This window comes from Micromonospora craterilacus, assembly GCF_003236315.1.
Classification (GTDB): domain Bacteria; phylum Actinomycetota; class Actinomycetes; order Mycobacteriales; family Micromonosporaceae; genus Micromonospora; species Micromonospora craterilacus.
In genome coordinates this window covers 1-7,774 of record NZ_POTY01000294.1, presented here as the reverse complement: position 1 = coordinate 7,774, position 7,774 = coordinate 1, and the positions used below count along the sequence as shown (strand labels likewise).

Genomic DNA, 7,774 nt, shown 5'->3' with positions numbered 1-7,774 from the left:
GACGAACCCGGCACGGAGCCGGAGACGGCCGGGGCGGGCGCCGAGGCGACGGCGGCCGGGCCGGTGCCGGCAGGCTCCCGGGGGGTGTCCGCGCCGACCAGGTACGGGATGCCGCCAAGCGCGGTGCCGAGCACCGGACGCCCGCTGGCCAGCGCCTCGATGATCACCGTCGGCAGCACGTCGTGCCAGGTGGAGGTCGCCAGCACCACGGCGCTGGCGGCCAGCGCCTCGCGTACGCCCGCGCGGTCCAGCGGGCCGAGGAAGGTCACGTCGGACCGCTCGGCCGCCGCCGCCTCGACCAGCGGACGCAACTCGCCGTCACCGGCGACCCGCAGCGGCCCGAGCGCGCCGTCCGGGTGCCGGCGCCACGCCTCCAGCAGCAGGCCGAGCCCCTTCTCCGGAGAAAGCCGGCCGAGGAAGAGGAAGCCCCGGCCGAGCGGCGCGGGAGCACCGGGATCGGGGATGGCGTTCGGCTTGACCACGATCCGTTCGTCCGGGATGCCGTAGTCGCGCAGGTGATCGGCGACCGCGCTGGTCAGGGCGATGAACCGGTCCACCGACTTCCAGGTGCCCCGATGCACCGCCAGGGTGGTCGCCATCAGGGCGCTCTGCGCCCGCGACCCCCGGTAGCAGCGGTGCACCACCGCCGGCACGCCCAGCGCCCGGCCCCGGCAGTCCTGGCAGATCACGCCGTCCCGGAAGTACAGCCCGGAGGAGCAGACCTGCCGGTAGTTGTGCACCGTCTGCACCACCGGCACCCCGTGCCGATGGGCGGTCCGCACCACCCAGGGCGAGAGCAGCGGGTACGGGTTGTGCAGGTGCAGCACGTCCGGACGGTGCTCGGTGAGCAGCCGACCCAGCTCCTGCTGTGCCCGGGGCGCGTAGATCGGGGAGATCGGCAGCAGCGCCTTCGCGGTGGTCGGCATCGACGCGATCTCGTCGGAGCTGCGCAGGAACGGCAGCACCTCCACCCCGGCCGCGGTGAGCTGGGCGATCTCCGCGTCGACGATGGTGTTCTCGCCGGAGGGCTGAGCTTCCCGATACCGGTTGTGCGCCACCACGATTCTCACGCGCACAAACGCTACCGTTAACAACGTGCCCGAACTACCGGAGGTGGAGGCGCTCGCGGGTTACCTGCGGCAGCGCGCGGTGGGCCGGCGTGTCGACCGGTTGGAGGTCGCCGCGATCAGCGCCCTGAAGACGTACGACCCGGCACCGGCGGCCGTCGCCGGCCGGGCGGTGATCGACGCCCGGCGGCACGGCAAGTTCCTCGACGTGGTCTTCGACGGTGGCCTGCACCTGGTGGTCCACCTGGCCCGGGCGGGCTGGCTGCACTACCGCGAGGCGTTCGCCTCGACCGTCCCGCTACGTCCCGGCAAAGGCCCGATCGCGCTCCGGGTCCGTCTCGACGACGGCTCCGGCTTCGACCTGACCGAGGCCGGTACGCAGAAGAAGCTCGCCGCCTACCTGGTGACCGACCCGCAGGTGGTGCCGGGGGTGGCCAAGCTCGGGCCCGATGCGCTCTCGGCCGACCTCGCCACCTTCGCCGGCGCGCTGCGCAGCCGCCGCGGACAGGTCAAGGGGGTGCTCACCGACCAGGCGGTGCTGGCCGGGGTGGGCAACGCGTACTCGGACGAGATCCTGCACGCGGCGAAGCTGTCGCCGTTCGCGCTGACCGACCGGCTGACCGACGACCAGTGCGCGACCCTGCACGCGGCGACCCGGCGGGTGCTCGGCGACGCGGTGACCCGCTCGCTGGGGCAGCGGGCCGCCGAGCTGAAGGGCGAGAAGCGATCCGGGCTGAAGGTGCACGCCCGGACCGGGCTGCCCTGTCCGGTCTGCGGGGACACCGTCCGTGAGGTCTCGTTCGCCGACTCCAGCCTCCAGTACTGCCCGACCTGCCAGACCGGCGGCAAACCCCTTGCTGACCGACGGTTGTCCAAACTCGTACGGTGAGTAACGCCACTCACTGGTTACGGAGAGGAATCGGACGCGGGGTACCCAACCACCGGTCCGGCGCTCTACCGGGGCCGCCATCCATCGGTATAGTGGCCCGGTCCCCGGCTTCCGGATGGCGTGGAGCCGGCCAGATCCCAGGCGAAAACGAGCCCGCCGCGCAATGTCCTCCGGGTCGGCGACGGGTACGGATCGAGCGTGGGAAACTGGAAGGGTGGGCGACCCGGGCCCTCACGGCGAGTGAGCGGCGCGTGTCATGCGGGAGGACATGGGTGAGGTGACGACTAGCCTCCAGCGCCCGGTATCCAACGAAGGCCGGAGCAAACTCGTGCGGCACGTCGACAGCTTCGAGATCCAGCCGCCGAACCCGCCGTCCCCCAACGGCGTACCTCGATCGGCGTGGGCCCGAGCCCGACGACGCGTCTCCCGTTGGCACCGCCCCTACACGGCGATCCTGCTGCTGCTGGACTTCGCGGCGGCCGCCTTCGCCAGCTACACCGCGATCCGCACCTTCGACCAGGCCACCGCGGGCTTCTACGACGCCCAGAACGACCCGACCTGGTTCTTCACCGTGGCCTTCCTGCTGCTGCCGCTGGGCTGGCTGATCATCCTCTGGTTCAACGGCGCCTACGACCGGCGCTGCCTCGGGCTCGGGCCGGACGAGTTCAAGCGGGCGATCCGCGCCGGTGTGACGGTCTGCGCCACCGTGTCGTTCCTCGCCTTCGCCACCAAGACCGACCTGTCCCGATTCACCGTCGGCACCGCCCTGCTGCTGGCCCTGCTGCTGATCCTGCTGGGCCGGATCCTGGCCCGCTTCGTGCTGCACGTGGTGCGCCGCAACATCCAGCAGGCGGCGCACCGGATGGTGCTGGTCGGCACGCTGCCGGAGTGCCTGGAGGTGTACACGGCGGTCACCCGTAACCCCTCGGCCGGGCTGGTCCCGGTCGCCATCCACATCACCGACGGCTACGCGGCGGCCAAGGGCGTGCAGACCCCGGTTCCGGTGTACGCCGGCCGCGACGTGCTGGCCCTGGTACGCGAGGTGGGCGGCGACACCATCGCGGTCTGCGGCTCGGCCAGCGCCGAGCCGGGCGAGCTGCGCCGGCTGGCCTGGCAGCTGGAAGGCTCCGGCGTCGACCTGGTGGTGGCCCCGCAGCTGACCGACATCGCCGGGCCCCGGGTGCACATCCGCCCGATCGAGGGCCTGCCGCTGCTGCACGTCGAGGAGCCGACCCTGTCCGGGCCGGCGCTGCTGGCCAAGAGCATGATGGACCGGGTCGGTGCCGGGCTGGGCCTGCTGGTGCTGGTCCCGGTCTTCCTCGCCATCGCCGTCGCGATCCGGATCTCCGACCCCGGTCCGGTCTTCTTCCGGCAGCCCCGGGTGGGGCACGAGGGGCGCACGTTCCGGGTGTGGAAGTTCCGGACCATGTACGTCGACGCGGAGGACCGGCTGGCCAGCCTGGTCGACCAGAACGAGACCGACGGCATGCTGTTCAAGATGAAGCAGGATCCGCGGGTCTTCCCGGTCGGCCGCTTCCTGCGCGCCTCCTCGCTGGACGAGCTGCCGCAGTTGATCAATGTGCTCAAGGGCGAGATGTCGCTGGTCGGGCCGCGTCCGCTGCCCGCCGACGACGGCGACTTCCTGGGCGATGTGCGGCGTCGGCTGCTGGTCCGCCCCGGCATGACCGGGTTGTGGCAGGTGTCCGGCCGGTCCGATCTGTCCTGGGACGAGGCGGTCCGGCTGGACCTCTACTACGTCGACAACTGGTCGCTGGCGTACGACCTGAGCATCCTGTGGCGCACGGTCGGCGTGGTGCTGGCCCGCAAGGGCGCGTACTGACCACTTGGCCGAGGCGGCCGAAACGACCAGGATCGTGCGCGTGAGTGGCAACCTCTCGGCCGTCGTCGGCGTCGTCTCGCTGTTCACCGTGCTGGCCGCGGCTCTGTTCGCGGTCGGCCGGCTGCGCGGACGGCGCGGCATCGCCACGGCGGGTCAGCGGGCCACCTACGAGGTGCTGCACACCGCCGGGCTGGCCGCCGAGCCACTGCGGGCCGGGCTGAGCCCCGCCGGAGCGGCCAAGGCCGCCCGCCACCTGCGTACCCTGGTCGGCGCGGACGGGTTGGCGTTGACCAACACCGAGGAACTGCTCGCCCTCGACGGGCGCGGCGCGCACCACGGAGAGCAACTGCGTGCGGCGGCCCGACGGGTGGTCACGTCGGAGCGCTCCACCGTGCTCGGCGAGTCGGAGCTGCGCTGCGACCGGGTTGACTGCCCGGTCCGGGGGGCGGTGGTGGCCCCGCTGGCCGGTGAGGAAGGTCGGGTCGCCGGAGCGCTGGTCGCGATCACCGACGGTGCTCCCGCCCCGGGCCTGGTGCAGGCCACCCTGGAGACCGCGCACTGGGCCGGCAGCCAGCTCGCCCTGGCCGAGCTGGACTCGTCCCGGGAGCGGCTGGCCCGGGCCGAGGTCCGCGCACTGCGGGCCCAGATCAGCCCGCACTTCATCTACAACGCGCTGACCGCGATCGGCTCGTTCGTCCGTACCGACCCGGAACGGGCCCGGGAACTGATCCTGGAGTTCGCCGAGTTCACCCGGTACTCGTTCCGGGCGCACGGTGAGTTCACCACGCTGGCCGAGGAGCTTCGGTCGATCGACCGGTACCTGACCATCGAGCGGGCCAGGTTCGGTGACCGGCTCCAGGTTCGGCTCCAGATCGCCCCTGAGGTGCTGCCGGTCACCCTGCCGTTCCTGTGCCTGCAACCGCTCGTGGAGAACGCCGTCCGGCACGGGTTGTCGCGCAAGCCCGGCACGGGCATGGTGAGCATCGAGGCCCGGGACGCGGGCGCCGAATGCCACATCACGGTGGAGGACGACGGGGTGGGGATGGATCCGGGCACGTTGACCGCCGGGATTGCCGAGCTGGCCGGGACCGCCGACCCCGGCGACGATCCGGGCCAGCACGTCGGTCTCTCGAACGTCGACGAGCGGCTCCGGTCCGTCTTCGGGGACGGCTTCGGCCTGGTGGTGGAGACCGGTCTGGGTTCGGGTACGAAGGTGAGCATGCGGGTGCCGAAGTTCCATCCCGGCGTACGGGCCGGCTCGTGACCGCCAACGGCGGACTGACCGCCTCGGGCTTCCTGCGCGTACTGGCGGTGGACGACGAACCGCCCGCACTGGACGAGCTGGCCTACCACCTGCGCGCCGATCCTCGGGTGGCCCGGCTGCACACCGCCGGCGACGCCACCGAGGCGCTGCGGGTGCTCCGGGACGGCGACGTGGACGTGGTCTTCCTGGACATCCGGATGCCCGGCCTGGACGGCATGGAGCTGGCCCGGGTGCTGCGCCGCTTCGCCCGGCCACCGGCGATCGTCTTCGTCACCGCGTACGACGACGGCGCGGCGGACGCCTTCGACCTGGGCGCCACCGACTACGTCCGCAAACCGGTACAGGCGGAACGGCTGGCCGAGGCGCTGCGCCGGGTGGTCGGTTCGCGGGTGGTGCCGTCCCACCCGGCCGCCCTGGCCCGGGCCGAGGAGGACCCGACGATCCCGATCGAGCTGGCCGGCAGCACCCGGATGCTGCCCCGGTCGGCGGTGCGGTGGGTCGAGGCGCAGGGTGACTACGCACGGCTGCACACCGCGGACGGTGCGCACCTGGTCCGGGTGTCGCTGGCCACCCTCGCCGAGCGGTGGGCCGACGCCGGGTTCGTCCGGATCCACCGGTCGCACCTGGTGCAGCTCCGGCTGATCGCCGAGCTCCGCCTGGTCAACTCGGGGTACGTGGTGGTGGTCGACGGCACCGAACTGCCGGTCAGCCGGCGGCACATCCGGGAGCTGAAGGACAAGCTGGTCCGGGCCGCGAAGCAGGAGTGGAGCCGCTGAGCGGGGCGGCAGCGGCTCCCGATCCACCGGTTGTCCACAGGCCCGACTCGTTGTCCACAGGTTGTGCACAGCCCTCTTGACATTCCTGTCGGGCGGACGAGACTTCCGGGGTGGCCGTCGAGGATCCAGTGCCGGCACCCCGCCGACCCGAGCCGTCCCCGGCCGCCGGGGAGCAGGGCGCGCCGGGGCCACCCGCGCGTACCCGGGTGGTGCTGGCCGAGGTGTCCCGCCGGCAGCACCGCGTCGGCGGCGCCCACACCGAGCTGACCCAGCAGACCCGGGTCGGTGACGCACTGGTCCGTGGCCTGGTCCGCGCCCAACTGGCGCTGGCGTTGCAACTGTCCGCGGTGGTGCTGGTCGGGCTGGGCGGGCTGCCCTGGCTGTTCGCCATCGCGCCCTCGGTGGGCCGGTTGACCGTGCTCGGGGTCAACCTGCCATGGCTGCTGCTCGCGGTGCTCTCCTTCCCGTTCCTGGTCGCCGTGGGTTGGACGTATGTGCGGCTGGCCGAACGCAACGAGCAGGACTTCACCGACCTGGTCCAGCGGCCGGAGCGCTGAATGGGCAACGACCTCGTCGTGCCGGCGATCGTGGCGGTCACCCTGGTCACCGTCGGGATCGGCTTCTACGGGCTGCGGCTGGCCCGCACCACCTCCGACTTCCTGGTCGCCTCGCGGGTGGTCAGCCCGACCTGGAACGCCGCCGCGATCGGCGGCGAGTACCTGTCGGCGGCGAGCTTCCTGGGCGTCGCCGGGCTGATCCTCAAGTACGGCGTGGACGTGCTCTGGTACCCGGTCGGCTTTGCCGCCGGCTACCTGGCCCTGCTGATGTTCGTGGCCGCGCCGCTGCGCCGGTCCGGCGCGTTCACCCTGCCCGACTTCTGCGAGCTACGGCTGGGCTCCCGCCGGCTGCGGGCGCTGGCCACCGCCTTCGTGATCTTCATCGGCTGGCTCTACCTGGTGCCGCAGTTGCAGGGCGCCGGGCTGACGTTGGCCACGCTGGCCGGCTCGCCGTACCCGGTGGGGGCCCTGGTGGTGGCCGCGGTGGTGACCACCAACGTCGCGTTCGGTGGGATGCGCGCGATCACCTTCGTGCAGGCGTTCCAGTACTGGCTGAAGCTGACCGCGCTCGCCGTACCCGCGATCTTCCTCGCGTTGCAGTGGCAGGCCGACGGGCGACCGGCGGTGACCCCACCCGAAGGGCCGACGTTCCGGACCGCGACCACCGTCGTGGTCGAGCACCGCGCGGTCCTCACCCTGCCCGACGGGCAGACCCGGGAGGTACGCCCCGGCGACGAGTTGACCTTCGCCGCGGGTGAGCCGGTGCCGGAGGTCTCCGGGGCCGCCACCAGCGTCACCGACTGGCTGCTGCCCAGCACCGCGGGTGCCGACGACCGGGGGCTCTTCGCCACGTACTCGCTGATCCTGGCGACCTTCCTGGGCACCATGGGGCTGCCGCACGTACTCGTCCGCTTCTACACAAATCCGGACGGCGCGGCCGCCCGCCGCACCACGCTGGTGGTGTTGGCCCTGGTCGGGGTCTTCTACCTGATGCCCACGATCTACGGCGTGCTCGGCCGGATCTACACCCCGCAACTGCTGGTCAGCGGCCAGACCGACGCGGTGGTGGTGCTGCTGCCGGAGGCGGCGCTCGGCGCCGGGACCACCGGCCGCCTGCTGGCCGCCCTGGTCGCCGCCGGGGCGTTCGCGGCCTTCCTGTCCACCTCGTCCGGGCTGCTCACCAGCGTCGCCGGAGTGATCTCCACGGACGTGCTCGGCCGCGGCTCGGTACACGGCTTCCGGCTGGCCACGGTAATCGCCGGGGTGGTGCCGACGGTCCTCGCGTTGAACGTCTCCGGGCTGGACGTCTCACAGGTGGTGGGGCTGGCGTTCGCGGTCGCCGCGTCCAGTTTCTGCCCGCTGCTGGTGCTCGGCATCTGGT

General features: G+C 72.4%; 7 protein-coding genes. 6 read left to right on the top strand and 1 reads right to left on the bottom strand.

The window, feature by feature from the left end:
* Positions 1 to 1,070, bottom strand: a 1,070-nt coding sequence (locus C1I95_RS30075; protein WP_199523979.1) for a glycosyltransferase family 4 protein, incomplete at its 3' end; no start/stop codon positions are given.
* A 25-nt stretch (positions 1,071 to 1,095) separates the two neighbouring features.
* Between C1I95_RS30075 and C1I95_RS30070 the strand changes: the two genes are divergently transcribed.
* The 6 genes from C1I95_RS30070 to C1I95_RS30045 form a co-directional block, all read left to right on the top strand.
* Complete coding sequence (locus C1I95_RS30070) at positions 1,096 to 1,956, top strand: Fpg/Nei family DNA glycosylase (protein WP_111218956.1); 861 nt, start codon at positions 1,096 to 1,098, stop codon at positions 1,954 to 1,956.
* Between the two features lie 268 nt (positions 1,957 to 2,224).
* The gene (locus C1I95_RS30065; RefSeq protein ID WP_111218962.1) at positions 2,225 to 3,796 is read left to right on the top strand and encodes a sugar transferase; all 1,572 of its coding nucleotides are present in this window, start codon (positions 2,225 to 2,227) and stop codon (positions 3,794 to 3,796) included.
* A 40-nt stretch (positions 3,797 to 3,836) separates the two neighbouring features.
* The gene (locus C1I95_RS30060) at positions 3,837 to 5,060 is read left to right on the top strand and encodes a sensor histidine kinase (protein ID WP_111218954.1); all 1,224 of its coding nucleotides are present in this window, start codon (positions 3,837 to 3,839) and stop codon (positions 5,058 to 5,060) included.
* A 14-nt stretch (positions 5,061 to 5,074) separates the two neighbouring features.
* Positions 5,075 to 5,836, top strand: a complete 762-nt coding sequence (locus tag C1I95_RS30055; protein WP_111218960.1) for a LytR/AlgR family response regulator transcription factor — start codon at positions 5,075 to 5,077, stop codon at positions 5,834 to 5,836.
* 206 nt (positions 5,837 to 6,042) lie between these two features.
* Complete coding sequence (locus C1I95_RS30050; protein ID WP_111218958.1) at positions 6,043 to 6,393, top strand: hypothetical protein; 351 nt, start codon at positions 6,043 to 6,045, stop codon at positions 6,391 to 6,393.
* Positions 6,394 to 7,774 (top strand): sodium/solute symporter (locus tag C1I95_RS30045; protein WP_111218952.1); only part of this gene is annotated, 1,381 nt, incomplete at its 3' end. It abuts the gene before it with no gap.